We start from the raw sequence: 24,784 nt of genomic DNA, 5'->3' as shown, positions 1-24,784 counted from the left end.
AAACTCTTTTTATTTCATCCTTAATCCTTTGAATTATAAAAATAATTGACTAAATATGGTGTGTGGGCGAAATCATCGCCTTTGCTCACTGATCGTCGTTCATCCGCGGAGTTCCCGGGGAGTGTCGTAAAAATCGGATCTGAAGAAAGAGGATGGTTTTTCTGGTTTGAGTTGATTCAGGATGTCAGAATATTATTTCAGCCCTTCATCAATCCCCGCGAATGGGTCCAGCAACGCCCCAACCGGCACCCCCCGCAGCGCCACCGCCGCCAGGGCGCCGACGACCCCCCGTCCGCCCTGGAGGAGGATGCCGCTCTCGGCCGCGAGGTCCCTCGCCTCGTCAGGGGTGACCCGCTCTTTGCGTGCCCGCACCCCAAAGCCTCGGAGGGCCGGGAGGAGCCTGAACCCCTCCCTGACCGCGATCCCCCACTCAGGGGAGAGCGCCTCGGCCGAGACAAAACGGACCGCCCGATCCGTGACCTCCTCGACCCTGCCGGGCTCCACCGCGAGTTCGATGTAACTGCACGAGTTCCCGGCCGTCCGCTCGGGCAGGTCGGGCTTGAGCATCGCTACCTGGTGACCGATCGGGATCACCCCCCTGATGGTGCTCAGGTGCTGGAGGAGAGCGAGGGCCAGGGCGAAGGTCGCGCCCCCCCCGGGTGCGTCGGTATCGTCGACCCCGATCCCGAGATGGACCAGGGCCCGCGTCCGCACCTCGCCCTCGATCGTCCGGCCGCGCTGCCGCGCCTCGACTCCGCAGACTCCCTCGGCCTCGGCCATCTGGTCGGTGAGCGAGTAGGCCGGGCCGCCGACGCACCGGATCCGCTGCACGATCTCGTCGCCCTCGCGCCTGATCCCGACCACCCCGACCGCCGACAGCGGGGCAAGCCCGATCTCGACGTCGTCGTGCTCTGAGATGACCCCGCACTCGCGCAGCAACGTCCCGTCCCGCTGCACATGCACCAGCGGCCCGCCGGCCAGGGCATGATGATACGCACAGAAGGCCGCACACCCGCTGCTCATGCACTCGTGATAGCACTCCACCAGGTCGCCGTCGACCGTCGTGAAGATCCGGCGGCACGCACTCGCCGGTAGGGCCGACGCCGCCGCATAGACCGCCGGGTGCCGGCCGCGCCGCTCCTCCTTTTGCACGAGACATCCCTCCTCGAGGAGCCTGGTCACCCAGTCCTGGACCGTGCTCCGCGGGAGCGTGCAGAGTTCCATCACCTCGGGGACCGTGAAGTGTCCCCGTTCCAGTGTCAGCCTGCGCATCACGGCGAGAAGTTCCCGCCGCCTCTCAATGACCCTCGACATGACAGTTCTTGATGAAGAGCAGATCGCCGATGACCGCACTCGCCGTCTCGACCGACCCCGCCCCCTTCCCGACCTCGGTGACCGCCCCGGCCAGGTCGGTGACCACGGTCACCGCGTTGAGGTTGTCGCGGACGACCAGCGGGTGTTTCTTCGGGAGGATCCTGGGGGAGACCCTGAGCAGCCCCTTCTCGGGCACCACCTCGCCGATGAGCCTGATGGTGCAGTTCTTCTTATCAGCAAGGGAGAGGGCCTCCACCGTCAGGAGGTCGATGCCCGTGCAGTCGACGTCGGCCAGGGTGGCGCCGTTCTTCCAGATCGTATTGGCCAGGATGACCAGTTTCAAGGCGGCGTCGATCCCCTTCACGTCGAAGGTCGGGTCGGCCTCGGCATACCCCATCTCCCGCGCCTCGTCGAGGGCCTGCTCGTAGGTGAGCCCCTCGTCGGCCATCCTGGTGAGAATATAGTTGCAGGTGCCGTTCATGACCCCGTAGACCGCCTGGACCGTGTTCCCGGCAAGCCCGTGCTGGAGCGTCTGGATGATCGGGATCGCCCCGCAGACCGTCGCCTCGTACCGCAGCTGCACCCCGTGCTCCCCGGCAAGGCCCATCAGTTCCCTGAACCTGAGCGCGAGCGGCCCCTTGTTCGAAGTGACCACATGCTTCCCCATCGAGAGGGCCGTCCTGATCGCGGTGAAGCCGGGCTCCCCGCTCTCGATATCGGTGGGGGTCACCTCCACCAGGACGTCGTAATCGCCGCGTTTTACGATCTCCATCGCCGAGATCGCCGGGTCACCGCAGCGCCCGGACACCCTCTTCCGCTCGAGGGCGGCCGCAAGGTCGATACCCTCGGGCTCGATCAGCCCGCTCTTCGAATCGGCAAGCCCGGTGACCGTGAGCCCGAGCCCTTTCTCGGCGATCACCGCGACGACGCCGCGGCCGACCGACCCCATCCCAAGGACCGCGACTCTCATGCGGCCTCCCCCATCGTCTCGACCAGGAGCAGATCCTTCTCCCTGGCCACCGCCCTGAGGATCTCCATCGCGCGTTCCATATTGTCCTCGTTGGTTGCAGATATCGTGAGGAGGGCCGAGGAACGCTGGTTGATGCCCGGCATGGTCACATGCATCTCCACCACCTCGGCATACCCGGTCCGGTCGATCGACCCGACCGTATCGGAGAGGTCGGTATGCATGATATGCCCGATCATGATGACGCTCCGCTTCATCAGGAGCCGTTCCTCCCCGATCCCCAGGATCGAGACACCCCGTTCCTTGAGCGTCCTGACAAGGTCGTCGAGACGCTCGTCCGTGATCTCCAGGACCACCTGGACGACCCGCGTCTTCGGCCTCAGGGTGGGATCCCACTCATGGATCACCGCCATGATGTTCCCGCCGACCTCAGAGATCGGCTGCAAGGCGCCCACAAGTTGCCCGGGGGCATCTTTTACCTCGATCTTCATGGAAACCTGCAACAAACCACCGTTCTAATATTTACATCCCGGCAAAATAAGCCTTCCATAAGCACGCCGGCCGGGCACCCCGCGAACTGATCCTATATAATTCGAATGAAAAATATATTTATAATCTTACTCCAAAGTTATGAACAACCAGAACAAAAGGTCCCTGCTCACTGTCAGAACACGAAAAATACCTCGTTTTGTGCATCTTCTTGAGGATGTTCAATATGGGTCCTGACAGAGTTTGGCAGAACACCTGCATTGTCCGGGTACACCTGTAATGCACCTGTCGCGGGGATCCTGAAACCGCTCAGCGGAGGTTTTCATGGATCAGGAGATGGTAAAACCCAAACTCATCATCAAGTCACTGTATAAAATTTTTGGAAAACACCCCCTCGACGCCACCCCTCTCATCAAGGAAGGACGGTCCAAAGAAGAGATCCTGGAAAAGACCGGGCAGACCGTCGGCCTCAGGGACGTGAACCTCTCGGTCGAAGAAGGCGAAATATTTGTGATCATGGGCCTCTCGGGCTCAGGCAAGTCCACTCTTCTCAGGTGTGCAAACCGGCTCATCGACCCGACGTCGGGTGAGATCCTCATCGACGGCACCGACATCGCCTCGCTTGACGAGGACGCCCTCAGAGACGTGCGGCGGAAGAAACTCGGTATGGTCTTCCAGAACTTCGCCCTGCTCCCCCACCGCAGCGTCATCGAGAACGTCGCCTTCGGCCTGGAAGTCCAGGGGATGCCCGAAGATGCACGGCGCGAGAAGGCGAAGAAGACCATCGAGATGGTCGGGCTTGCCGGCTACGAGGAGAGCATGCCCGACCAACTCTCCGGCGGGATGAAACAGCGGGTCGGCCTGGCCCGTGCCCTGGCGAGCGACCCCGACATCCTCCTGATGGACGAGGCCTTCAGCGCTCTCGACCCCATTATCAGGACCGGGATGCAGGACGAACTCCTCGACCTCCAGAACGACCTGAACAAGACGATCATCTTCGTCACCCACGACCTCGACGAGGCCCTCAAACTCGGGAACCGGATCGCCCTGATGAAGGACGGCGCCGTCGTCCAGGTCGGCACGCCCGAGGATATCCTCACCTCGCCGGCCGACGAGTACGTGGCAAGTTTCGTCGCCGGGGTCGACATGACCAAGGTGCTCACCGCGGAAGGGGTCATGAAGCCCCCCGACCCGGTGGTCTCGATCGTCTCCGGTCCCAGGGTCGCCCTGAAACTGATGGAAGACCACGGGATCTCGACGATCTTCGCGGTCGGGAAGGGACGGGTCCTGAAGGGCCTGGTGACCGTCGAGGACGCCGTCGCGGCGGCCCGCGCGAAGAAGACGAACATCGAGGAGATCCTGCTCACCGAAACCCCGGTCACGAGCCCCGACACCCCGGTCCGCGACCTGATGGGCCTGGTGGCCACGAGTCAGTACCCGGTCGCGGTCGTCGACGGGTGCAACCGGCTCAAGGGCGTCATCGTCAGGGGCTCGCTCCTCGGCGCCCTGGACGTCACCGGCAACGGTGAGGAGGAAGCGGCATGAACGGCTTCGAACTCCCCAAAATCCCGCTCGGCGACGCCGTCGAGGCCCTCGTCGAGTGGATCGAGATCAACTTCGCTGTCGTCCTGGACATGATCAGCGACGGCCTGGACTGGATCATCGAAGGGATCAAGGACCTCCTCCTCCTCCTGCCGCCGCCGGTCTTCATCGCCCTCGCGGCGGTGCTCGTCTGGGTGGTCACCAGACGCGACACCAAACTCGCGATCGGTTCGGCGCTCGGGCTTCTGCTCATCTGGGACCTGCAACTCTGGTCCCTGGCGATGGAGACGCTCGCGCTGGTCCTGGCGTCCACGCTCTTTGCGCTCATCATCGGGATCCCGACCGGGATCTTTGCGGCGCGCTCGGAGACCGTGCATAAACTCGTCAAGCCGTGTCTCGACTTCATGCAGACGATGCCTGCCTTCGTCTACCTCATCCCCGCGGTGGTCTTCTTCGGCCTGGGCAACGTCCCCGGCATGATCGCCACCGTCGTCTTTGCGATGCCGCCGGTGGTCAGGCTCACCGCCCTCGGGATCCAGCAGGTGCCCAAAGAACTGACCGAACTCGCCGACGCCTTCGGGACCACCGAGAGACAGAAGTTGATCAAGGTCCAGCTCCCGGTCGCCCTGCCCACGATCATGGCCGGCATCAACCAGTGCATCATGATGGCCCTCTCGATGGTGGTCATCGCCGCCATGATCGGGGCCCAGGGTCTCGGGTACAAGGTGCTGGAAGGGATCCAGCGTCTCGACATCGGCCTCGGGTTCGAGGGCGGTCTTGCGATCGTGATCATCGCGATCATCCTCGACCGCGTCACCCAGAGCCTGGCGCCCACGCGCACCGAACGATAACAACCAGTGATTGCCATGAAACAGCACAGCACACTCAAATTCCTCCTCTGCGGCCTCCTCGCCGTTGCACTCGTCCTCAGCGCCGGGTGCACCGGTACCGGGAACGCAGACGCACAGCCTTCGGAACAGAAATCAATCTCCATCGGCTACGTCCTCTGGGACTCCGAGATCGCGAGCACCAACGTGATCAAGCAGGTCTTCGAGAAGGCCGGGTATGACGTCACCATCACCGCCGTCGACGCCGCCCCGCTCTACCAGGCGATCGCCAGCGGCGACGTGGACTGCACCGTCTCGGCCTGGCTCCCGAAGACGCAGGAGGCCTATATGGACGAATTCGGGGACCGCCTCGACTTTGTCGGGAAGAACCTCGAAGGCGCGAAGATCGGTCTGGTCGTCCCGTCCTATGTGACCATCGACTCCATCGAGGAGATGAACGAGGTCGAGGACAAGTTCAGCGGGAAGATCGTCGGCATCGACGCGGGTGCCGGGGTCATGAAGAACACCGAGGACGCGATCGAGGCATATGGCCTCGAGTATGATCTCGTCTACAGTTCGAGCGCCGGCATGGCCTCAGCCCTGAAGAAGTCGGTCGACCGTGCCGAGTGGATCGTGGTCACCGGGTGGACCCCGCACTGGAAGTTCGCCCGCTGGGACCTGAAGTACCTCGACGACCCGAAGGGCGTCTTCGGCGGCGAGGAGTACATCGGCACCCTGGCCCGGACAGGCCTGGCAGAGGACGACCCCGAGGCCTACGGGATCCTCAAACGCTTCTCCTGGACTCCCGAGGACATGGAGTCGGTGATGCTCGATATCGAGGACGGTATGTCCCATGAGGACGCCGCGAAGAAGTGGATCGACGCCCACCCCGAGCAGGTCGATGCCTGGCTCGGGAGGGCATGAACCCCCATTTTCTTTCCCAGATGAAGGTCCTGACCATCGCCTGCTGCACGCTTGTAACGAGCAACGACGACGTCGGACATCTCTTTCCCTGAGACACCGGCAGCTGCTGAAGACCGGCGAATGTTCTCGACCGGATGAACCTGAGCCATAGCGCTCTCCTGTACCGACCGATGAACAGATCCTTTGTATGATAACCATGAGAAAAACCAGCACGATTCTTGTTGTCGGCCTCCTGGCCGTTGCCTGTGTCCTTACTGCCGGATGTACCGGCGGCGGAGGGGACGGAAGTACCGTCGAGAAAAAAGCGACCCTTGTCAGCACCCCCTACGGGACCGAACAGTCGAGTGCCTGTGTGCTCAAAGAGGTGCTCGGAGAGGCCGGATACGACATCACGCTCAAAGAGGTCGATGTCGGTATCGCGTGGTCCGGCGTCGCAAACGGCGATGCGGATTTCTTTGTCGGGGCATGGCTCCCGACGTGCCACGGCAATTATCTGGAAAAGTATGAGGACAAACTCGATTTTGTACGGAAAAATCTCGTCGGGACACGGTGCGGTCTGGCCGTCCCCGAGTATGTCGCCATCGACTCCATCGATGAACTGAATGCCGCCAGAGACAAATTCGGCGGGAAGATCATCGGCGTCGAACCCGGCGCCGGGATCATGCAGGGCACCGACGAGGCGATCGAGAAGTACGGTCTTGATTATACGCTCCAGTCTGGCAGCGAGGTGGGGATGCTTGCGTCGCTGAAGTCCGCGATCGACCGGGACGAGTGGATCGTGGTCACCGCATGGTCGCCGCACTGGAAGTTCATCAGATGGGACCTGAAGTACCTCGACGATCCCGAGAATGTCTATGGCGGCGAGGAGTATATCGTCACCTATACCCGGAAAGGACTCAAGGACGAGATGCCCGATCTCTATGCCGTCCTGGAGCGCTTCACCTGGACGCCCGAAGATATGGCCTCGGTGATGTACGACATGGAAGAGAACGACATGACGGCCGAAGACGCCGCTCATACATGGATCGACGCCCATCCCGAGCAGGTCGAGGCCTGGATCGGGTCGGCGGCCTGAAATATAAAGATATAATAATTCCGACTTCCTTTTTTCTGGTGAAGGTCCGGGTCATCGCCTGCTGCACCTGCTTCTGGGCAACGACGGTGTCGGACGCGCTGTTGTGAGGGACGGTTTTCCCTGCTCATATCTTTGAGCCGATGATCGTTGTGAGCAGATTCGGCGGGTTTTGATGATCTCTTCCGACCGGAGGGCCCGGGCCCTCTGCCCAGAGCCACCACCGACAGAATTCAGGTGTAAGTATGACACAATCCGGAAAAATTTCATGTATCCTTGTCACGCTCCTGGCCGTTGCATGTCTTTTCGCCGCCGGGTGCACCGGCACCCAGGACGGCGAGGACGGGCCTCCCCCTGCCGGGACTCTGCAGCCTTCCGAACCGAAATCGATCGCCATCGGCTACGTCCTCTGGGACTCCGAGATCGCGAGCACCAATGTGATCAAGCAGGTCTTTGAGAAGGCGGGCTACGATGTCAGACTCATCGCGGTCGATGCCGCCCCCCTGTACCAGGGGCTCTCGAAAGGCGAGTTCGACTTCACCGTCTCTTCGTGGCTGCCACGGACGCACGGGAGTTATATGGAGAAGTTCGGTGACCGGATCGACGAGGTCGGGAGAAACATGAACGGCACCAGGATCGGCCTGGTCGTCCCGACCTATGTGACCATCGACTCCATCGAGGAGATGAACGGTGTCAAGGACAAGTTCGACGGCACAATCACCGGTATCGAACCGGGTGCCGGGATCATGGCCGCGACCGAGGAGGCGATCGAGGAGTACGGCCTCGACTCTGAACTCGTCTACAGTTCGAGCGCCGGGATGGCCTCGGCCCTCAGGAAGGCGGTGCAGAACGAGGAGTGGATCGTGGTCACCGGGTGGACCCCGCACTGGAAGTTCGCCCGCTGGGACTTGAAGTACCTCGAGGACCCGAAGGGGGTCTATGGCGGCGAGGAGTACGTCGCCACCCTGGCCAGGACGGGCCTGGCAGAGGACGACCCCGAGGCCTATGCGATCCTCCAGCGCTTCTTCTGGACCCCTGAGGACATGCAGGCGGTGATGCTCGATATCGACGACGGCATGTCGGAGACCGAGGCCGCGAAGAAGTGGCTCGACGACCACCCAGACCAGGTCGACGCCTGGTTCGGGAAGGCATAATTATACCGAACACCCCTTTTTTCTGATGAAGGTCAGGGTCATCGCCTGCGGCAACCCCTATATGGGCAATGACGGCGTCGGCCATGCCGTGATGGAAGCGCTCTCTCGAGAACACCCCGAACTCGATATCGTCGACGGAGGACTCGGCGGGTTCGGGCTCATCCCTCTGATGGAGGGGTGTGACCGCGTCGTCATCGTCGACGCCACGACCGGGATGGGCGCGCCCGGCGAGGTGCAGGTCTTCGATGAGGTGCCGTCGTCGTCGGCCTTCCCGATGTCCCTCCACGACCTCGGGATCGCCGAGACCCTTGCCCTCGCCCGCGAGGTCGGGGTGACGGCCGGGGTGGTCGTCGTCGGGATCGAGGGCGGCGAGATCGAGGCGTTCTCAGACGAGTTGAGTCCCGAGGTGCGGGCGGCCGTCCCCGAGGCGTGCCGCCGGGTGCTTGAAGAGGTGGGGAGGAAGTAAGGGGGATACTTCGGCCCGGTGGGGTTCCTGTTCTGGCGCGATTCATGGAGGGAGGCATGATGATCAGGCGTGCCGCCCTCATCGCAGAATCTTTCCTGGAATCTCGCGCCGGGGGGCTTTGCCCCCCGGAACCCCCCACGGCGAGGATGGGAGGGGGGCGGCGATGGAACCAGATCTTCCAGATGCCCTGTCGCAAGGATGGGGATCCGCCCACACGCTGAAACGCTGCTCAGAATATTTTCATCGCATATGCTTGAGCCCCTGTTTCATGCCTGATTACTATGAAAATGATCCAGACGATCCTCTCTTCAGGTTTGCATGAGAGTTTGAACTCGCCATATCCCGTTGAAGCCAATATGCAGAGGATAAAAAAATTCTTCTGATGGATCGGCCGCCCCCAATCGTCGAGATTTCCTCGCCATCTCGCGCCGGGGGGCTGCCCCCCGGACCCCCCACTACGAAGATAGCCGAGGGGCGGCATGATGCTCGACTTCGATTCACTCCTCGAACGCAAGGATGAGGGTCAAGAATCAATCCAGATCTGATCTGATATTTTCATCCCGTATGCTTGAGGCGTGATCTCGCCTCATGAAATATTCTACAGAGCCAAAAAAAAAAAGAGTTCTAAAACCGGGAAAACCCCGGCCCCTTACTTCTTCACCGAGCCAGGTGCGCCGGTGACGATCGGGAGCGCCTCGGCGATCTCGGGCAGGAGTTCGACCGGGATGCCCATGACCATCTCGCCGTCCTCGATCCCGGAGAACTTCCTGGACCCGTCGCACCCGAGCGAGAAGTTCACCTTCCCGTTAAGGTAGGTCTGGGCGGCGGTGTCGGCGCAGACCGACTGGATGCCGGAGAAGTTCGCCTCGACCCTGCCGCCGAGTTTGTACAGCACTGCCTGGGCGAGTTTGAGCATTACCCTGGCCTCGGCGACGATGAGGACGACCGTCGGGGTGAAGGGCGTCTTCTCGAGCGGGGCGTACATCGTGGCATAGGTCGTCCCTGACTCGAGGTGCGGGATCTGGTCGATGGTCCGCTTGCACGCCGCCCAGGTGTCGAACTTGCCGAGTTTGAAGTAGAACTCGCCGCTCTTCAGGCTCGGGGTGAGGTCCTTGAGCCCCAGGGCCCAGGCGCCGCCCGAGCACGAGTGCTTGTCGACGGTTGCATAGAAGATCTTCCCTTCCTTCCTGGCCAGACTGACCATCTGGCAGTGGCGGGTGGTTTCGTCGAGCGCTCCGACGCCCTCCGGGATCTCTTCCTCCGTCCGGACGAACTTGACCGCAACCGGCGAACCTGAGAGGCCAAGGTTTGTTTTCAGGCTCTCAGAGACTGCGGCATAATCAATCGTGGTTCTTATGTCTTCCATCGGGTTTACCTCCACTTTCTACTCTGATCCAGGAGATAAAAAATGTGGGTATGGAGGAAAAATATGGGCTTAGAGAGAATGGAGTTTCTCACGCACCTTCAGGAAGAAATTTTTCCCGGCATCGATGAAGACCGCCGGGTTCTCGGCCCGCCTGACCGTGAGTTCGACGTTGGTGCCGATCGGGACACTGCCGCGGCCGTCGAGTACGATCTGGGCCGGTTTCGCGCTCTCCAGCCTGATCTTCAGGTCGCGGCTGCTGTCGATGAGGTGCGGGCGGGAGGAGAGCATGTACGGGGCGAGGGGGACCAGGAGGAAGCCGTCGAATTTGGGGTCGACAATCGGTCCGCCGCCGCTCATCGCATAGGCCGTCGAACCGGTCGGCGTGGCGACGATGAGGCCGTCGGCCCTGAACTCCTCCACCTCCACGCCGTCGATGACGATGGTGAACCTGAGCATCTTGGCCGGGCGTGCGGTGACGATCACCGCCTCGTTGAGAGCCTCGCCGAGATGCTCTGAATCGGTGCTGAGGGCGATCCGCATCCGCAGTTCCAGGCGCATCCGCCTCTGGAGGTTGCGGAAGAACGCCGGCACCTCTCCGGACTCGAGTTCGGCGAGAAAGCCCACATGCCCCTTGTTGATCCCGATCACCGGGATCTGCCGTCTCATCTTCTGGACCGCGAGGAGCACCGTCCCGTCCCCGCCGATGGCGACGACGATATCGGCATCGGTCTCGTCGAGCCATTCCCCGTCTTCTTCACGCCCCATGGCGATGGCCGTGCTCCCTTCGAGGGCCACATGATACCCGTACGAGAGGAGGAGACGCTCCACCTCGCCGGCGTAGGCCAGCACCTCGGGCTTATCGATCCGCGATATCAGGAGTGTTTTCACGTATTTTACCTCAGATATTCGATGACCTTGTTATGGATGATGCCGTTGGTGGCGATGAGGCAACGCCCCATGCTCACCTCGTCGGGGAAGGTGATCGGTTGGCCGTCCAGGTCAGTGACCGTGCCGCCCGCCGCGTGGCAGAGGACGATCCCGGCGGCGGCGTCGGTGATCCGCAGGGTGTTCCTGACGTCCACGAACCCGTCGAGCCGTCCGCAGGCGACGTAGGCGAGTTCGAGCGAGGACGCCCCGAGGAGCCGCCACCGCCGGACCTGCTGGCCGAGGCGGAGGACGCTGCTCGGGTCGAACTTGCGTCCGTAGACCGAAAGCGCGCTTTCTTTGAGATAGGCGGTCTTCGAGACCCGGCACGGTCGACCGTTGACATATGCGCCCTTGCCGATCTCACCCCAGAAAGTCTCGTGAGTGCAGAGGTCTCTGATAAACCCTTTCTTCAGGACGCCCTCCTCGCCGTACCCGATCGAGAGGGTGTAGAAGGGGATCCCGTGCACCGCGTTGTAGGTCCCGTCGACCGGATCGAGATAGATGGTGCCCTTCTCTCCGCCGACCTCCATGCGCCCGAGTTCCTCGGATATCAGGCGTTTACAGACCGGTTCCTCCTGCAGGGCCGCCACGACGCAGTCCTCCGCGACCTGGTCGATCCGCTCGGTCGGGGTGCCGTCGGCGCCCATCTTGATATATCTTCCACCTTCCGGCGTGCCTGCGATCTCCCTGACCGCATCCTCCACCCTGTCGGCCAGGTCTTCGCACCATCGTATAAAGTCCATGGAAACGCTCGTGCGTTGTATTTATTTACTGCCTTTCAGATAAATTACTACTGCGAGCGTGAACTCAATGAAGGAACAGACTGAAACTGGAAAATTAAAGGAAGGCAGGTACGTTGTGGTCGATGATGAGCCCTGCAAGATTCTCACGATCGCCACCTCCAAGCCGGGGAAGCACGGTGCGGCAAAGGCACGTATCGACGTAGTCGGGATCTTCGACGGGCAGAAGCGCTCCATCGTACAGCCGGTCTCGGCAAAGGTCTATGTGCCGATCGTCGAGCGCAAGATGGCCCAGATCATCTCGGTCGCCGGCAACACCGTCCAGCTGATGGACGTCAAGGACTTCGAGATGTTCGAACTCGAACTCTCCGAGGACGTCGTCTCCAAGCTTGAGGCCGGGCAGGAGATCCAGTATATCGAGGCGCTCAACAAGCGGAAACTGGACCTCTGAGCCTGCCGCCGGCCCTCGCGGCCTGTGGCTGAACCAGGGGTGCATACCCATGGAAGCATTCTTAAATAACCTTTTTGCGGACGCCGAGGCCGAATATACCGATGCGCGGTATGTGGTCTTCGGCGTGCCTTATGACGGTACGTCGTCATATCGCGCGGGATCGCGCGAGGCGCCCGGGGCGATTAGGGCCGTGTCGTACAACTTCGAGACCTATCTTCCGAGCGTCGGCGTCGACCTCTGGGAGGTGCCGGTCACCGATCTCGGCGATCTCGAACCGCTCTCCCTCCCCGATCTGGTGGTCGGGCAGGTGGAGGAGACGGCGGCGATGATCGCCGCCGACGGGAAGATCCCGGTCATGATCGGCGGCGAGCACACGATCACGCCCGGTGCGGTGAAGGCGGTGAAGCCTCAGTGCTATGTCGTCTGCGACGCCCACCTGGACCTGCGCGACGAGTTCGGCGGGACGAAATGGAACCATGCCTGCGCGACCCGCCGGGTGATGGACCTGGACGTCGAGGACATCTTTGTCATCGGGGCGCGGAGCGGACCTGCCGAGGAGTTCGAGCTCGTCGAGGAGTCGGAGCGGCTTCATATGTATACGGCCGACGAGGTGCGGGCACGGGGGATTGCGTCGGTGATCGAGGAGATCAAGGAGATCATCGGCGACCGGAGCCTGTACCTCTCCGTCGACGCCGACGCCGTCGACTGCTGTCTTACCCCGGGCCTGGGGACGCCCGAACCCTTCGGGATCACCACCTGGGATCTCCGCAGTGTGGTGCGCGCCTTTGCCGCACGGGCGTCGGGCTTCGACTATGTCGAGGTCTGCCCGGTCGACGCCGGTCAGACGGCGGCCGTCGCCGCAAAACTGATCAGAGAGTTCATCGCCTGGAACTGGGCGGGGAAAGAGGGACTCTGAGCCCCTCTCTTCATTTCTTCAGTCTAAGTAGTAGCAGAGGAGGAGTTCCTCGCCGGTATGCGCGTCGAGCCAGGCGCTCGCCGGGCCCGCGTCATAAGGCCTGACATAATCGTCTTCGAACTCGATCTTCCAGGCCAGAGAGATCTGCTCGCTGTCCCCTTCATACCAGTATAATTCGGTCGAGAGGATCGTCATCCCCTTCGACCCGCGTTTCTCTTCCATGGCGGTCGTCAGGATCACGGTAGCCTCTGCGGCGGAGAGGGTGGGGGTCGGGTCGGTCTCGATCGTCGCAGGGAGGTCCCAATTGATATGATATTTCAGGACCGTGCCGTCCTCTGGATCGATGAATATCCGGACGCCGTCAAAGGAGGGGATCCCGTCGATCATCCGCACATAGGTGACCCGGTAGCGTCCGATATCCCCGGCAAAGTGCGGGGGTTCGTACGACACATCGGGATCGGTGAGGGTGCCTTCGATCTCTTCGCCCCTGAGATGATTTCCAGCGATCTCTCCTGCCTTCTCCATACTGATGCCGGTATTCACCCCCGCACGATCCGCGATCTCGCCGTAGGCGTACGACACTTCTCCGGTTTTTGCGTCGATCCCGATCACTCCTGATCCCTGATCTTTCGAGCGGACTTGAAACTCCCAGACCGGGTCTTCAGGAGCGTCGTCCATGAGGTTTCCTTCCACTGGCATCTCTGCGGCAGGGATCTCGGCGCGTACGATCGAGCGTGCCGCGCTCTCGTTCATATCGATCTCTGCGCTCGCCTGTTTTTCTTCAGTCGGTGAGAGGAGCATTGCCGCCCCCAGCAGGACGCATCCTGCAAGGAGGGCGGTGACGAGGAGATAGATCACACGTGGGGATTTGTGAGGGGGTGCCATAGGTCATCCACAGTTCCGGCTATGGCACCCACAGTACTTGTGCTTTCTGTGACGATCCTCTTATTGTCGTGAGGTGGAGATGAGCGAAGGCGTAGGATTGGTCTCACCGGTTTCTCATGAGTGAGGGGATGCACCGTATCTCAAAGTATCGTCCCTTCTGCCAGGGTGATACCAGTCATAGAGGTCATCCCAGAACTCCTGACTGGGAGGGGGTTTCTATTGGTGGGGGAATCGTAGTATTTTTGTTCGCATCCGATTCCCCGGGAAGTACCGTTAAAACACTCCCATTGCATGCGATATGGGTATCGAGATCAGTGAGGTTATCGTAAAACATGCAGAAGTGCGATGCGGGTAAAGTTATCGTGTTATTCTGTGCATCGGCAAGGAATCTTTCGTACATGCTCTCTGGCATCCGTACCAGAACTACCGCATCATCGGGATTGATGTTTGTTTCGATGAATATAGTCTGGTGTTCTCTGTATTTCATGAACCGGGGATCTTGACATGGAGATGAACCAGGGAGTTCAATGATCCCGTTTCTTTTATCCTGCGCCGATGTGTTGAGCGTTTTTTCTGAGAGAATGAAAGAGATCATTTCTGATTCTGGCAGGGGTGTTGCAGGTCTTGCGTCCTTGAAATATTCCGGAGGGATGAAATGATCGGGAACATCCGTGGATTTGTTCATCTCATCATGATCGTGTTCATCGAATCCTTCTCCCGCCGCGCCCAGCATCGACACCATCGTCGTCACGGCGATGAGCATTGCAAGCAGAAGGACGATCAATTTCTGGGCCTTCATGGATCTTCATACCTCCTATTCTCTGAGATTGCAGAGGCGGAGCCGGATACTCATGCGAAGTTCACCGGGCCGTGCCCCCGATCAGGCGGAACGCATCATCAAAACCTTACCTGAGGGTGAACTGTTCAAGGTTGCAGACGCCCTTCTGGTGGATATGATGATATCAACACACCAATATAATTCGATTCATACTCCTGCACAGATATACTGATCCCCCTTCCTGGAAATATGGGCTTTGTTGAATCGGGCATGAGCCTCGGGCTCAAGCATCCGTGATGAAAATTCTTGTGGCTCTCCGTTGTGAGGATGGATCGATCCTTGATCCTTCTTCTTGCGTTCGATGAGCGAACAGAAATCGAGCATCGTGCCGCCCCCCGGCGCGAGACGGTTGGGAAGATTCTACGATTGAGGGCGGCATGTCTGATCATTTCCCTCACGATCGGGACCGATGCAGACTGTTTGTTAGGGAAAGGGATGCACCCGTTCCCATGGTTTCTTCAGGCAGCCGGTTGAGTTCTGCAGTACGATACGAGATTGTCTCACGGCAACTTTTTCTCAAGTTTGAGTGTGGCATTTGCTCCGGGCGGAACATATGTACCTATATAGTGAATTTCGATAGGAATACCTGGTGATTCTGCCACGCTATCATTTTCCAGAGTGATCCCTCGAAAGCCCACCACCATGCCATCGATCTGATACTCTTCGTCCAGATTCACAGGAACATAGCGTGTTCCGTTTTCCACCTGTATGATATATGTCCCGTTATCGTCATGTAAGATCGTTCCAATAACGGTTTCTTCCTCGGTTTTTCCTGTATCAGTACAACCGCTTGAGAGCGAAGCTAAAATGAGAACGAATGCAATTGATACAGTTGAAATGTAGAGAAATATCCTACGTATAATATGTGTGCTCATTTTATTAATTTAAACTTCTTGGTGCTACCCTTTGGAACCTTGAAAACAGGTAATGAGACGAGAAGAATTGTCCATGAATGCGATGAGCCATCTGTCCTGGCCGTTCAGGGCAATCATCTTCCTCATACAGATCACCACTCTCCCATGGGTGAGAAGAATTCGATAGATCGTATTTTGCGGAATATTGACGCCATATTCTTTCTCAATTTTCTTTTCAAGGTGGTTTGGTCCGAGAGAGTACATCTCGTGGGCGGTAAGCACGAGGGCTTCAGTCTCAGACGGGATTGAGGTGGATTTTTCCCGGGGGGTTGCAGGGAGGAAAACCATGCTCACGATAAAATGAAACAATCGGGTAAATCCGTTGCCGATTTACGTGATGGTAATCGGCAAGATCACGAACAGGTTTTCCCCCCTTCCATTGACGAATGATACCCCGGATATCCCGGTCGGAGAGTTTGCTCACATCGGCATATAACTCTGATGTCAAATGATTGCGGGATACTACACCAAAAAATTGTATTTAAATCTTTAATCGGCCTCAATGTATTAGAACTGATACTCCAAAAATGAAAACGGTAATTGACGATGACAAAAGTCGTTGCATTTAACGGCAGCCCCCGAAAAAATGGGAACACCTCTATCCTTATCGGGCTGATGCTCGAAGAACTCAGGAAAGAAGGGATCGAGACCGAGGAGATCTCTCTCAGCGGACGCGTCGCACGGGGATGCACTGCCTGCATGAAATGCTTTGAGAAGAAGGACGGGCATTGCGTCTTTGATGATGATTGTGTCAACGACTGCATCGACAGGATGGTTGAAGCGGACGGCATTATTCTCGGTTCGCCGGTCTACTTCACCGATGTCACCGCCGAGATGAAGGCCCTGATCGACCGGGCAGGCCTGGTGTCCATGGCAAACGGTGGACTCTACCGGCGCAAGGTGGCGCAGGCCGCGGTCGCGGTGCGGCGGAGCGGGACGTTCCATACCCTTGACACCCTTCTGCATTTCCTGCTCATAGGCGGGATGACAGTGCCGGGATTCCCGGTTGTCGGTGTCGGAAGAGAGATCGGGGAGGTTCTTGAAGATGAGGAAGGCCTGATGCGGGCAAAAGACGCAGGGAAGAACATGGCATGGCTCCTGAAAAAATGTGAGAATAATGAAGAACTTTCCTGATACTACAGAAGAAAGCAGGCATCGCTGGGAAACAAATGCAGACTACTGGGATGCCCGGATGGGAGATGATTCCAACTTTTTCCATTGTTCTATAGTACGCCCGCATACCGAAGTCCTGCTTGATATTCGGGAAGGAGATCTGGTTCTCGACGTTGCCTGCGGGAACGGTAATTTTTCCCAGAGGCTTGCAGAAAAAGGAGCACAGGTTGTTGCATTCGATTACAGCGAAAAACTTGTCGCACACGCAAAACGCCGCCGTTCTGCATATCCGGCGCAGATCTCATTTCATACCTGTGACGCCACGGATAAAAACCAGATCCTTTCCCTGGCACAGGAACGCTCGTTTGACAAGGCGGTCGCAAATATGGCGGTCATGGATATAGCAGATATAGGTCCGTTGCTTCACGGGATGTATGATATGCTGAAGCCCGGCGGTATCTTTGTCTTCTCCACTCACCACCCGTGTTTTGTCAGGCCGGAAGAACAGTACCGCACCGCCTGCACCCACGAGGGTGTGGCAATCCGGGGACAGCCGGTTCTCCAGCTTTATTATCACCGGTCATTGCAGGATATCTTCCATCAATGCTTTGATGCCGGGTTTGTACTGGATGGTTTTTACGAGGAAACGGATGATGACACTGAGAAGCCGGTCGTTATTATTGTCAGGCTGAAGAAAATCTAAGGGAGGCGGCTCTGTTGAATCGGGCATGAAGCGAACGCACGCCTCAAGCATGCCGCATGAAAAATTTTTTCCATGAAGCATATTCCAGAAGTATCCTGTGCTCGATCAATCGGATCGAGACCCTTCTCGGCCATTCCTCTGCCTTCCCCGCTTCAATTGCAATCCCGGGAGTTCCGGGGGCAGCGCCCCCGGCACCGATGTTTGGGAAGGTGTGATGGAATGATCAGGCATGCCGCCCTCAATTGCAGAAACTTCCCTGTCGTCTCGCGCCGGGGGGTTGCACCCCCCGGACCCCCCACGGACGAAGATAGCCGAGGGGCGGCACGATGCTTGATTTCTGGCCGTTCCCCTGTCACGAGGAGAAGGATCCTCTCACACCCAGAGACTTGCACTATGATATTTTCATCACGTATGCTTGAGGCGTGCTTTCCCCTCATGAAAAATTCTACAATGCCAAAAAAAGTATGAGCGTTCTCTGGAACCACTCTGTTCACTCACTATCAGGCAGGGCGTAGTAATACTCGCCATGCGAGCGCTGCTCGCGGTCGAGATACGAGCCCGGCTTGTTGATCCTGGGCCTCCCGGTCTTGTCCCGCCTGAAGGTGACGCCGAGTTCGGAGAGGAAGAGGTTCATGCCGTCCCGCATCGAGAACGGCCCCTTCGCCTCGCCCGCCACACCGGGCTTGCCGTCGAAGACCACGAGACGCTCAGAGATCATGTCGATGAGATAGATGTCGTGATCGATGACGATCACCCCGCACTCCTTCCCTTCGGCATGGTGCTTGAGCACCTTCGTCAGGCCCATCCGCTGCTCCACGTCGAGGTGGGCGCTCGGTTCGTCGAGGATGTAGAGGTCGGCGTCCCTGGAGAGACAGGCGGCGATGGCCACCCGCTGCAGTTCGCCGCCTGAGAGCGTGTTGACCGGCGACTGGAGGATCTGCTTGAGGCCGAGGGGCTCGATCACCTCGTGCTGGTAGAAGGAGGTGTCGAAGCGCCGGGTGATCTGCCTGAGCATGAACTCCACGGTGTCGGCCGAGTCGGCCTTCACGTACTGGGGTTTGTACGAGATCGTGACCTTCCCCTCGACCGGGCCGCCGTCGGGCTCTTCCACCCCGGCGAGAAGTTTGGCGAAGGTCGACTTCCCGATCCCGTTCGGCCCGACGAGGCCGAGCACCTCGCCCTTCTTCACCTCGCCGCCCTTCACCGTGAGGGTGAACCGGTCGTACGACTTCGTCATCTCGGGGAAGGAGAAGAGATCTTCCCGGATCGTCTCCTCGGCATGGGCCCGCTTCTCGAAGACCACCGCCGAGTCCCTGAACCGCACGTTCTCCTCGGGCAGGTAACCTTCGAGGTACTCGTTGATCCCGACCCGCACGCCCTTCGGCCCGGTGATCACGCCGAAGACCGCCGGTTTGCCGTACGCCACATGCACCGTATCGGCGAGCATGTCCAGGATCGCGAGGTCGTGCTCCACGATCACCACCGGCCGGTTCCCGGCCACTTCCCGGATCAGGTTCGCCGCCGCCATCCGCTGGTAGATATCCAGGTACGGCGTGATCTCGTCGAGGAAGTAGAAGTCGGCCTCCCTGGCCAGACAGGCGGCGATGGCCACCCGCTGCAGTTCGCCGCCCGAGAGGTTCTTGATCTCCCGGTCCAGGATCGAGCCGAGGGTGAGATCCTCGACCAGGTGGTCGAGCGCCCCTCGCTCGTCGGTGGAGGCGAGCAGTTCCCGCACCGTCCCCGAGAAGGCCTTCGGGATATAGGTGACGTATTGGGGCTTGACCGCGACCTTGATCTCCTTGCCCGAGATATGCTTGAGATAGTCGAAGAGTTCGGTCCCGGCAAACCGCTTCAGGATCTCGTCCCAGGCAACCGTCTCCTCGAAGATCCCCAGGTTCGGCCGGATCTGGCCGGAGAGGATCTGGAGAGAGGTGGACTTCCCGATACCGTTGGGTCCCAGGATCCCGGTCACCTTCCCCTCCACCGGGATGGGCAGGCCGTACAGCACGAAGGTGTTCGGCCCGTACCGGTGGGTCGGGTATTCGAGTTCCTCGGGGAGGTTCACGATATCGATCGCTTCAAACGGACACTTCTTCACGCATATGCCGCACCCGACACAGAGTTCCTCGGAGATCACGGCCTTGCCGTCCTCGTCGAGGAGGACGGTCTCGTCGCCGGACCGCACTCTGGGGCAGTAGATGATGCACTCTTTTCCGCACTTCTTGGAATGACACTTGTCTTTGTGGACGACCGCTATGCGCATGGCTGATCACATCAGGACGGTGGTGAGCATGGTGGACCAGGAGATAAACCAGAATGCAAAGGTCATGAACGCCTGATAGAACCAGTCTTTCCCGCCGAGCTCGGTGTAGTCGATCCGCATCAGCATAAAGATATGCTTCTGGAAGACTACGCCCGCCATGAGGAAGAGGACGCCGATGATCGCGTTTGGCTGCAGCCCGGTCGCGGGGTCTACCGCACCGGAGACATAGAACGAGACCAGACCCATGGCGATACCCATAAAACAGGCCACCAGAGTCCGTTTGATCCGCTGCATATGCGCAGCCTGTTTCTGCGCCGTTTCGTCCGCGCCCTTCCCTTTCGGCGCTTCAGGCGTTATTTCCAACTGTTCCTCCTCGCTCATCACGCATCAGTAGACTATTTCTTGGTGCCAAAGCCATATTTAATTTGGTATAATTCATGGCAGACCAGAAGGGGATGAGCGGGATCGACGTCAGGGCGATGACGGCCGAGCTTTCGGCGATGCTTCCGCTCTGGGTGGGCAAGATCTACCAGTACGACACCAGGACCCTGGGCATCAGGCTCAATGGCGAGGAGGGAGCCAAATATCATTTCTTCGTCGAGGTCGGCCGGCGGGCCCACCTCGTCGGTTCCCTCCCCGAGGCCCCGAAGTTTCCCCTCAGTTACGCGATGCTGCTGCGCAAGCACCTGGATGGGGGGAAGGTGGTGGAGGTCGGGCAGTACGGCCTCCAGCGGATCTTCTATATCGATGTCGGAAAGAAGGGGGGGACGCTCAGGCTCGTCTTCGAACTCTTCGACGACGGCAACATCGTCCTCATCGGCGATGACGGCATGATCATCAAACCGCTCTGGCACCACCGGTTCAAGGACCGGGCGGTCGTGCCCGGCGAGCCCTACGCCCTTCCCGAGGGGACCGACTGCAGCGGGTACGACGAGGAGGGGTTTGCCGCGATGCTCGCGGCATCGGATCGCGACCTGGTCAGGACGCTGGCCGTCAGCTGTCTCCTCGGCGGGAAATATGCCGAGGTGATCTGTGCCGACGCCGGACTCGACAAGAACATGCCCGCCCCTGAGGCCGATGCCGGGGCGGTCTATGCGGCCTTCCACCGGACCCTTGCGACGATCGAGGGGGACCGCCACCCGGTGATCACCGATAAGGGGTGCTGGCCGGTCGGGGGGATCGGCGAGGAGCAGAAGGCGTTTTCGACCTACAACGAGGCGCTGGAAGCCTTCTACCCGATGACGGCGGCCGAGAAGAAGGCCGAGAAGAAGAAGCCGAAACTCTCCAGGGAGGAGGTGATCCGCCAGCAGCAGGAGGCGGCGATCAAGAAGTTCGACGGGAAGGTCGCCAGGGCCGAGAAGGCGATCGAGGCCGTCTACACCAACTACACCGTGGTGCAGGAGGTGATCGCCGTCCTGGACCCGGCGAGCCGCGAGCGCTCCTGGCAGGAGATCGAGGCGGTGCTGAAGGGGAGCGACCTCCCGGCGGCCCGGGTGATCGCGGCCGTCCACCCGGCCGATGCGGCCGTTGACCTCGACCTGGAGGGGGTGCGGGTGAAGATCTACGTCCACGAGGGCGTGGAGACAAACCTGGAACACTACTACGACCAGATCAAGAAGTTCAAGAAGAAGAAGCAGGGCGCCCTCGACGCGATGGCACGCGGCGTGCCGAAGAAGAAGGAGAAGCCCAAAGAGACCTTCACGATCCTGAAGGCGAAGTGGTTCCACCGGTTCAGGTGGTTCTACACCTCAGACGGCGTCCTGGTCCTCGGCGGGAGGGACGCCTCCCAGAACGAGGAACTGGTGAAGCGTTACATGGAAGGGAAGGACACCTTCGTGCATGCCGACGTGCACGGCGGGTCGGTGGTCATCGTCAAGGGCGAGACCGCCCATCTGGAAGACGAGGTGGCCCAGTTTGCCGCCTCGTACTCGAATGCCTGGAAGGCCGGGCACTTCACCGCCGATGTCTATATGGCACGGCCCGACCAGGTGAGCAAGACGCCCGAGTCCGGCGAGTACGTGGCGCGGGGTGCGTTCATCATCAGGGGCGAGCGGCGGTATGTCCGTAACGTCACCCTGGGGGCGGCCATCGGGGTGCAGTTCAAACCGAGCGTGGCGGTGATCGGCGGGCCGATCGCAGCGGTGAAGGAGCGGGCCGAGCATGTCCTCGAACTGACGCCCGGCACCTTCGGCCCCAACGACGTCGCGAAGAAGGCCCAGCGGATCCTGAAAGAGCAGGTCGGCGAAGATACCTGGAAGAATCTGCGGGTCGCCCTGAACACCGAGGCGATCGCCGCCTTCGTCCCGCCGGGCGGCACCGACATCGTGGGAGAGGAATGAAAGTCGAGTTCGGAGAACTGAAGCGGTCGTACGGCGAGGCGAAACTCTTCCCTGAGAACGTCGACGACCTCTGGCACCTCAAGCACCTCATCGCGCCCGGCGACCTGGTCTTCGCGACGACGTTGCGCAGCCTCGACGGGGCGACCGACAAACTCAGACCTGAGAAGGTCGAGAAGCGGCCGGTCCGCCTGGGTGTCAGGGTCGAGAAGGTGGAGTTCCACGAGTATGCCACCCGCCTGAGGGTCGGGGGCACGATCGAGTACGGGGTGGACGTCGCCTCGTACCACACCTTCAACCTCGATCCCGGCCACGAGGTCTCGGTCGTCAAGCGCTGGCGGGCCGTTGACCTCGAACGGGTGGAGCGGGCGGTGGAGGCGACGCTCCATGACGTCATCCATGTCCTCACCGTCGAGGAAGGTGAGGCCGAACTCTTCCGCATCAGGCAGTACGGGCCCGAGCGGGTGGTGACCGTCACCGGCGGGAGCGGGAAGCGGGTCGACACCGACAAAAGGTCCGTCTTCTTCGCCGACGCCCTCGCCACCCTCTCGGAAGTGACCGGGCCGGTGGTCGTCGCCGGGCCGGGGTTTGTGAAGGACGACTTCGTCAAGTTCCTCAAGGCAAAGGACGCCGACCTCGGCGAACGGGTCGTCACCGTCGAGACGAGGCGTACCGGGAGGGGGGCGGTCCAGGACGTGATCGGCCAGGGCGTGCTCGAGCGCCTGGTCGGCGACCTCCAGCTCTCCCGTGAGGTGACCAGGATGGAGGAGGTGCTCAGGCGGATCGGGAGCGGCGACCCGGTCGCCTACGGCCGGGCGGAGGTGGCCGACGCCGTCAACTTCGGGGCGGTGGAGGAGGTGCTCGTGCTGGACGAAGACCTCAGGAAACCCTGGGTGAACAGACTCCTCGAGACCGCCGAGCAGATGAACGCAAAGGTCGTCGTCCTCAGTTCGGAGTTCGAACCCGGCCAGCAACTCGAAGCCCTGGGCGGGGTGGCGGCGCTGCTGCGGTTTAAGATCGGATAGGTCTGTGTACCTGTCAGGATAGATCCGGAAACCGGGCTCTGCAGAAAACATCCTCTTTTCATCACCTCAACTCCCCCTGTGAACTGAATCCGTCGCCTTCACTCATGCTCACGCCCGGGGGCTCCGCCCCCGAGACCCCAGGGACGAAGATAGGGCTGGGAAGGCACAATCAATGATTATGAAGAGGGGGCCGGCCAGCCCTCCGCAGAGAGAGTTATCCAGAGCAATTCTACGAAGCGGTTCCCGGCGTTCTTCGGAGCAAGACACCACGCAGGATCACCCTTGAATTGCCGCCCCCGCCTATCCTCGCCGGAGGGCTTTGCCCCCCGGAACCCCTCACGAACGAAGATAGCCAGGGGGCGGCGATAGAACGGTGTCCTCGCCCGCCGCACTTTAGCATGGGCGTAATCAAGAACCCTTTCACACTCAGGAAGATCGCCTCCGAACAATTTTCATCCTGTATGCTTGAGCCCAGGGATCATGACCAATACCATGAATAACTTTTCATGCGGTATGCCTGAGGCGTGCGTTCGCTTCATAAGCAATTCTACGAAGTTGTATTCTCCTCTCTTTCAGCACGAAATACAAACCCCCGCAGGACGCGGGCGGCCGCGTTGTAGATGATGGAGGCGATCGCACCGATGAGGAAGGCCCCTCCCGCGTAGATGAAGGGGCAGACGAGGAGGTCGAAGGCGAAGGTCTCGGTCTCCGGGAGGCCGGGCAGGAACGGAAAGCCGGTGATCGCGCCGAGGAGCATGGTTGCAACAAGGAGGCACCCAAATCCGAACCCGATCGCCGCCGCGGCCCTGGCGACCGTCGGTGTGGCGAAGGCTCTGATTGCGTACATCCTGTCCGTAAACTCTTCCCCGTCACCCCCGGCCGTCCCCCTGACGGTCACCACCGCACCGCGAGTCCACGGCAGAAAGAGATTGTACAGGAGTGCGGCACCTCCGAAGACGACAAAGCCGACCGCGACCTGGGAGATAATCCAGAGGACGGTGATGATAGTCATCTCATTCGTGTAAAATCCGTAGATCGCTCCGGAGTGCGGCCACCAGATGGAACTCAGCCACCCAAGACCCCAATAGAGGAGGCAGGTGCAGGCACCCAGTCCGAAGAAGATCACGCCGCCGATCCCGCCGGCAGCACAGACATCCAAGTCCCTGATGGCGATCCCTCTCTCCTCGACCCCCGGCGATCCCCTGGTCCTGACCATGATCCCTCTGAAACGGCCGGCGACCAGGTTGTACATCGCGATGGCGACCGCCGCGGCCACCATTCCGACTGCTACAAATATGGGGGCGTTGAGGAGGATGGCGGGGTCAGGAGGCGGGTTCATCTTCGCCACGGTGAACGTTCCCGAAGGAGTTTTTGAGATCATCTCGGAATACGGCTCATAGGTGAGGAGGGCAATCGCGGCGAAGACCAGGATGAACACTCCGAGATAGAGGAAGATCGGTGTCAGGGCCTTCATCGTCGGCCGGAACCTGACCGACGTGATCTCAACGGTGCTGTCGGGATGGGAGGGATTGTGCATTGATTGATCCTCATG

Annotated in this window: 25 protein-coding genes; 12 read left to right on the top strand and 13 right to left on the bottom strand. The window is 60.1% G+C overall.

The window, feature by feature from the left end:
• Positions 1 to 192 precede the first annotated feature (192 nt).
• Genes E2N92_RS00500 through E2N92_RS00490 form a run of 3 tightly spaced genes read right to left on the bottom strand, consistent with a single transcriptional unit; the run spans position 193 to position 2,772 of the window.
• Positions 193 to 1,314 carry a sugar-specific transcriptional regulator TrmB gene (locus E2N92_RS00500; RefSeq protein ID WP_220681753.1) on the bottom strand — a complete coding sequence of 374 codons (1,122 nt, stop codon included), beginning with the start codon at positions 1,312 to 1,314 and terminating at the stop codon, positions 193 to 195.
• Positions 1,298 to 2,284, bottom strand: a complete 987-nt coding sequence (locus E2N92_RS00495) for a homoserine dehydrogenase (protein ID WP_220681752.1) — start codon at positions 2,282 to 2,284, stop codon at positions 1,298 to 1,300. The genes E2N92_RS00500 and E2N92_RS00495 overlap by 17 nt, the downstream gene beginning before the upstream one ends.
• On the bottom strand, positions 2,281 to 2,772 hold the full coding sequence (locus tag E2N92_RS00490; RefSeq protein ID WP_220681751.1) for an amino acid-binding protein: 492 nt from the start codon (positions 2,770 to 2,772) through the stop codon (positions 2,281 to 2,283). The genes E2N92_RS00495 and E2N92_RS00490 overlap by 4 nt, the downstream gene beginning before the upstream one ends.
• A 334-nt stretch (positions 2,773 to 3,106) precedes the next feature.
• On the opposite strand from E2N92_RS00490, the gene E2N92_RS00485 reads away from it, so the two are divergent.
• From E2N92_RS00485 to E2N92_RS00460, 6 genes are all read left to right on the top strand, one after another.
• The gene (locus E2N92_RS00485) at positions 3,107 to 4,315 is read left to right on the top strand and encodes a quaternary amine ABC transporter ATP-binding protein (RefSeq protein ID WP_246589254.1); all 1,209 of its coding nucleotides are present in this window, start codon (positions 3,107 to 3,109) and stop codon (positions 4,313 to 4,315) included.
• Positions 4,312 to 5,163 (top strand): ABC transporter permease, encoded by an 852-nt coding sequence (locus E2N92_RS00480; RefSeq protein WP_220681749.1) that lies wholly within the window; start codon positions 4,312 to 4,314, stop codon positions 5,161 to 5,163. The genes E2N92_RS00485 and E2N92_RS00480 overlap by 4 nt, the downstream gene beginning before the upstream one ends.
• A 15-nt stretch (positions 5,164 to 5,178) precedes the next feature.
• Positions 5,179 to 6,063: a glycine betaine ABC transporter substrate-binding protein gene (locus E2N92_RS00475; protein WP_220681748.1), complete on the top strand. Its 885-nt coding sequence runs from the start codon at positions 5,179 to 5,181 to the stop codon at positions 6,061 to 6,063.
• 196 nt (positions 6,064 to 6,259) lie between these two features.
• Complete coding sequence (locus E2N92_RS00470; RefSeq protein ID WP_246589252.1) at positions 6,260 to 7,138, top strand: glycine betaine ABC transporter substrate-binding protein; 879 nt, start codon at positions 6,260 to 6,262, stop codon at positions 7,136 to 7,138.
• A 242-nt stretch (positions 7,139 to 7,380) separates the two neighbouring features.
• Positions 7,381 to 8,289: a glycine betaine ABC transporter substrate-binding protein gene (locus E2N92_RS00465; RefSeq protein ID WP_220681746.1), complete on the top strand. Its 909-nt coding sequence runs from the start codon at positions 7,381 to 7,383 to the stop codon at positions 8,287 to 8,289.
• Positions 8,290 to 8,314: 25 nt separating this feature from the next.
• Positions 8,315 to 8,755 (top strand): hydrogenase maturation protease, encoded by a 441-nt coding sequence (locus E2N92_RS00460; RefSeq protein ID WP_220681745.1) that lies wholly within the window; start codon positions 8,315 to 8,317, stop codon positions 8,753 to 8,755.
• Positions 8,756 to 9,404: 649 nt separating this feature from the next.
• Here the strand turns inward: E2N92_RS00460 and E2N92_RS00455 are convergent.
• From E2N92_RS00455 to E2N92_RS00445, 3 genes are all read right to left on the bottom strand, one after another.
• Positions 9,405 to 10,121: a DUF169 domain-containing protein gene (locus E2N92_RS00455; RefSeq protein ID WP_220681744.1), complete on the bottom strand. Its 717-nt coding sequence runs from the start codon at positions 10,119 to 10,121 to the stop codon at positions 9,405 to 9,407.
• A 69-nt stretch (positions 10,122 to 10,190) separates the two neighbouring features.
• Positions 10,191 to 11,009: an NAD(+)/NADH kinase gene (locus E2N92_RS00450; RefSeq protein ID WP_220681743.1), complete on the bottom strand. Its 819-nt coding sequence runs from the start codon at positions 11,007 to 11,009 to the stop codon at positions 10,191 to 10,193.
• A gap of 5 nt (positions 11,010 to 11,014) precedes the next feature.
• The gene (locus E2N92_RS00445; protein ID WP_220681742.1) at positions 11,015 to 11,791 is read right to left on the bottom strand and encodes a bifunctional fructose-bisphosphatase/inositol-phosphate phosphatase; all 777 of its coding nucleotides are present in this window, start codon (positions 11,789 to 11,791) and stop codon (positions 11,015 to 11,017) included.
• A 67-nt stretch (positions 11,792 to 11,858) separates the two neighbouring features.
• Between E2N92_RS00445 and E2N92_RS00440 the strand changes: the two genes are divergently transcribed.
• Positions 11,859 to 12,239: a translation initiation factor IF-5A gene (locus tag E2N92_RS00440; protein ID WP_220682904.1), complete on the top strand. Its 381-nt coding sequence runs from the start codon at positions 11,859 to 11,861 to the stop codon at positions 12,237 to 12,239.
• Between the two features lie 49 nt (positions 12,240 to 12,288).
• Complete coding sequence (gene speB, locus E2N92_RS00435) at positions 12,289 to 13,155, top strand: agmatinase (RefSeq protein ID WP_220681741.1); 867 nt, start codon at positions 12,289 to 12,291, stop codon at positions 13,153 to 13,155.
• 18 nt (positions 13,156 to 13,173) lie between these two features.
• On the opposite strand, the gene E2N92_RS00430 is transcribed toward speB, so the two are convergent.
• The 4 genes from E2N92_RS00430 to E2N92_RS00415 all read right to left on the bottom strand — a co-directional run bounded on the left by E2N92_RS00430 (position 13,174) and on the right by E2N92_RS00415 (position 16,080).
• Complete coding sequence (locus E2N92_RS00430) at positions 13,174 to 14,013, bottom strand: PepSY domain-containing protein (protein WP_220681740.1); 840 nt, start codon at positions 14,011 to 14,013, stop codon at positions 13,174 to 13,176.
• Positions 14,014 to 14,224: 211 nt separating this feature from the next.
• Positions 14,225 to 14,839, bottom strand: a complete 615-nt coding sequence (locus E2N92_RS00425; RefSeq protein ID WP_220681739.1) for a nitroreductase family protein — start codon at positions 14,837 to 14,839, stop codon at positions 14,225 to 14,227.
• Positions 14,840 to 15,378: 539 nt separating this feature from the next.
• Positions 15,379 to 15,753 carry a hypothetical protein gene (locus E2N92_RS00420; protein ID WP_220681738.1) on the bottom strand — a complete coding sequence of 125 codons (375 nt, stop codon included), beginning with the start codon at positions 15,751 to 15,753 and terminating at the stop codon, positions 15,379 to 15,381.
• A gap of 24 nt (positions 15,754 to 15,777) precedes the next feature.
• Positions 15,778 to 16,080, bottom strand: a complete 303-nt coding sequence (locus tag E2N92_RS00415) for a hypothetical protein (RefSeq protein ID WP_220681737.1) — start codon at positions 16,078 to 16,080, stop codon at positions 15,778 to 15,780.
• 258 nt (positions 16,081 to 16,338) lie between these two features.
• Here E2N92_RS00415 and E2N92_RS00410 point away from each other — a divergent pair, with 258 nt between their 5' ends.
• Positions 16,339 to 16,926 carry a flavodoxin family protein gene (locus tag E2N92_RS00410; protein WP_220681736.1) on the top strand — a complete coding sequence of 196 codons (588 nt, stop codon included), beginning with the start codon at positions 16,339 to 16,341 and terminating at the stop codon, positions 16,924 to 16,926.
• Positions 16,910 to 17,608, top strand: a complete 699-nt coding sequence (locus E2N92_RS00405) for a class I SAM-dependent methyltransferase (protein WP_220681735.1) — start codon at positions 16,910 to 16,912, stop codon at positions 17,606 to 17,608. Before E2N92_RS00410 ends, E2N92_RS00405 begins: the two co-directional genes overlap by 17 nt.
• Before the next feature lie 490 nt (positions 17,609 to 18,098).
• Here E2N92_RS00405 and E2N92_RS00400 read toward each other — a convergent pair whose 3' ends face one another.
• Both E2N92_RS00400 and E2N92_RS00395 read right to left on the bottom strand, forming a co-directional pair.
• Positions 18,099 to 19,871, bottom strand: coding sequence for a ribosome biogenesis/translation initiation ATPase RLI (locus E2N92_RS00400; protein WP_220681734.1), 1,773 nt, complete (start codon positions 19,869 to 19,871; stop codon positions 18,099 to 18,101).
• A gap of 6 nt (positions 19,872 to 19,877) precedes the next feature.
• Positions 19,878 to 20,234: an EMC6-like membrane protein gene (locus E2N92_RS00395; RefSeq protein ID WP_246589250.1), complete on the bottom strand. Its 357-nt coding sequence runs from the start codon at positions 20,232 to 20,234 to the stop codon at positions 19,878 to 19,880.
• 74 nt (positions 20,235 to 20,308) lie between these two features.
• Here E2N92_RS00395 and rqcH point away from each other — a divergent pair, with 74 nt between their 5' ends.
• The gene (gene rqcH / locus E2N92_RS00390; protein ID WP_220681732.1) at positions 20,309 to 22,210 is read left to right on the top strand and encodes a ribosome rescue protein RqcH; all 1,902 of its coding nucleotides are present in this window, start codon (positions 20,309 to 20,311) and stop codon (positions 22,208 to 22,210) included.
• Positions 22,207 to 23,232 (top strand): mRNA surveillance protein pelota, encoded by a 1,026-nt coding sequence (locus E2N92_RS00385; protein WP_220681731.1) that lies wholly within the window; start codon positions 22,207 to 22,209, stop codon positions 23,230 to 23,232. Before rqcH ends, E2N92_RS00385 begins: the two co-directional genes overlap by 4 nt.
• 547 nt (positions 23,233 to 23,779) lie before the next feature.
• On the opposite strand, the gene E2N92_RS00380 is transcribed toward E2N92_RS00385, so the two are convergent.
• A complete protein-coding gene (locus E2N92_RS00380) occupies positions 23,780 to 24,769 on the bottom strand; it encodes a hypothetical protein (RefSeq protein ID WP_220681730.1) in 990 nt (329 codons plus the stop codon).
• Positions 24,770 to 24,784: the final 15 nt, after the last annotated feature.

This window comes from Methanofollis formosanus, from assembly GCF_019633745.1.
Classification (GTDB): domain Archaea; phylum Halobacteriota; class Methanomicrobia; order Methanomicrobiales; family Methanofollaceae; genus Methanofollis; species Methanofollis formosanus.
The sequence above is the reverse complement of the archived record's forward strand: the minus strand, read 5'-3'. Positions and strand labels throughout refer to the sequence as shown.

Bases quoted from the DNA above. Each gene is read 5' to 3' on its own strand.
- E2N92_RS00460 (WP_220681745.1), top strand. From the start codon at position 8,315: ATGAAGGTCAGGGTCATCGCCTGCGGCAACCCCTATATGGGCAATGAC.
- E2N92_RS00470 (WP_246589252.1), top strand. From the start codon at position 6,260: ATGAGAAAAACCAGCACGATTCTTGTTGTCGGCCTCCTGGCCGTTGCC.
- E2N92_RS00475 (WP_220681748.1), top strand. From the start codon at position 5,179: ATGAAACAGCACAGCACACTCAAATTCCTCCTCTGCGGCCTCCTCGCC.
- E2N92_RS00480 (WP_220681749.1), top strand. From the start codon at position 4,312: ATGAACGGCTTCGAACTCCCCAAAATCCCGCTCGGCGACGCCGTCGAG.
- speB (WP_220681741.1), top strand. From the start codon at position 12,289: ATGGAAGCATTCTTAAATAACCTTTTTGCGGACGCCGAGGCCGAATAT.
- E2N92_RS00490 (WP_220681751.1), bottom strand. From the start codon at position 2,772: ATGAAGATCGAGGTAAAAGATGCCCCCGGGCAACTTGTGGGCGCCTTG.
- E2N92_RS00445 (WP_220681742.1), bottom strand. From the start codon at position 11,791: ATGGACTTTATACGATGGTGCGAAGACCTGGCCGACAGGGTGGAGGAT.
- E2N92_RS00385 (WP_220681731.1), top strand. From the start codon at position 22,207: ATGAAAGTCGAGTTCGGAGAACTGAAGCGGTCGTACGGCGAGGCGAAA.
- E2N92_RS00405 (WP_220681735.1), top strand. From the start codon at position 16,910: ATGAAGAACTTTCCTGATACTACAGAAGAAAGCAGGCATCGCTGGGAA.
- E2N92_RS00440 (WP_220682904.1), top strand. From the start codon at position 11,859: ATGAAGGAACAGACTGAAACTGGAAAATTAAAGGAAGGCAGGTACGTT.
- E2N92_RS00495 (WP_220681752.1), bottom strand. From the start codon at position 2,284: ATGAGAGTCGCGGTCCTTGGGATGGGGTCGGTCGGCCGCGGCGTCGTC.
- E2N92_RS00455 (WP_220681744.1), bottom strand. From the start codon at position 10,121: ATGGAAGACATAAGAACCACGATTGATTATGCCGCAGTCTCTGAGAGC.
- E2N92_RS00465 (WP_220681746.1), top strand. From the start codon at position 7,381: ATGACACAATCCGGAAAAATTTCATGTATCCTTGTCACGCTCCTGGCC.
- E2N92_RS00485 (WP_246589254.1), top strand. From the start codon at position 3,107: ATGGTAAAACCCAAACTCATCATCAAGTCACTGTATAAAATTTTTGGA.
- E2N92_RS00500 (WP_220681753.1), bottom strand. From the start codon at position 1,314: ATGTCGAGGGTCATTGAGAGGCGGCGGGAACTTCTCGCCGTGATGCGC.
- E2N92_RS00400 (WP_220681734.1), bottom strand. From the start codon at position 19,871: ATGCGCATAGCGGTCGTCCACAAAGACAAGTGTCATTCCAAGAAGTGC.
- E2N92_RS00420 (WP_220681738.1), bottom strand. From the start codon at position 15,753: ATGAGCACACATATTATACGTAGGATATTTCTCTACATTTCAACTGTA.
- rqcH (WP_220681732.1), top strand. From the start codon at position 20,309: ATGGCAGACCAGAAGGGGATGAGCGGGATCGACGTCAGGGCGATGACG.
- E2N92_RS00380 (WP_220681730.1), bottom strand. From the start codon at position 24,769: ATGCACAATCCCTCCCATCCCGACAGCACCGTTGAGATCACGTCGGTC.
- E2N92_RS00415 (WP_220681737.1), bottom strand. From the start codon at position 16,080: ATGGTTTTCCTCCCTGCAACCCCCCGGGAAAAATCCACCTCAATCCCG.
- E2N92_RS00410 (WP_220681736.1), top strand. From the start codon at position 16,339: ATGACAAAAGTCGTTGCATTTAACGGCAGCCCCCGAAAAAATGGGAAC.
- E2N92_RS00425 (WP_220681739.1), bottom strand. From the start codon at position 14,839: ATGAAGGCCCAGAAATTGATCGTCCTTCTGCTTGCAATGCTCATCGCC.